The organism is Streptomyces sp. ACA25 (genome assembly GCF_028200735.1).
Lineage (GTDB): Bacteria > Actinomycetota > Actinomycetes > Streptomycetales > Streptomycetaceae > Streptomyces.
Genome location: NZ_JAQKPV010000078.1, coordinates 1 through 792, shown reverse-complemented (window position 1 = coordinate 792; position 792 = coordinate 1). Strand labels below are relative to the sequence as shown.

Here is a 792-nt window from a genome sequence, read left to right as displayed (position 1 = left end):
CACCACCGGAGCCTCCTCCAAAATCACATGCGCATTCGTCCCACTCACCCCGAACGCCGACACACCCGCCCGACGCGCACGCCCCACCTCCGGCCACACCATCCGCTCACGCAACAACGACACCCCACCCGACGACCAATCCACAAACGGCGTCGGCTCATCCACATGCAACGTCCTCGGCAACACCCCCCTCCCCAACGCCATCACCATCTTGATCACACCCGCCACACCCGCAGCAGCCTGAGCATGACCAATATTCGACTTCAACGACCCCAACAACAAAGGACGACCAACCACACGCCCCCGCCCATAAGTCGCCAGCAACGCCTCCGCCTCAATCGGATCACCCAACCGCGTACCCGTCCCATGCGCCTCCACCACATCCACCTCACCCACCGACAACCCCGCATTCACCAACGCCTGCCGAATCACCCGCTGCTGCGCCCCACCACTCGGCGCCGTCAAACCATTACTCGCACCATCCTGATTAACCGCAGAACCCCGCACCACAGCCAACACCCGATGACCCCGACGCACCGCATCCGACAACCGCTCCAACACCACCACCCCAGCACCCTCACCCCACCCCGTACCATCCGCAGCACCCGCAAACGCCTTACACCGACCATCCACCGCCAACCCACGCTGCCGCGAAAACTCCACAAACAAACCCGGCGCCGCCATCACCGTCACACCACCCGCCAACGCCAGATCACACTCCCCCTGACGCAACGCCTGACCCGCCAGATGCAACGCCACCAACGACGACGAACACGCCGTATCCACCGAAAC

General features: G+C 63.9%; 1 protein-coding gene. It reads right to left on the bottom strand.

Features of this window, described 5'->3' with window-relative positions; all coding sequences use genetic code 11:
- Positions 1 to 792 (bottom strand): polyketide synthase (locus tag PJ985_RS23235; protein ID WP_271685859.1); only part of this gene is annotated, 792 nt, incomplete at both ends.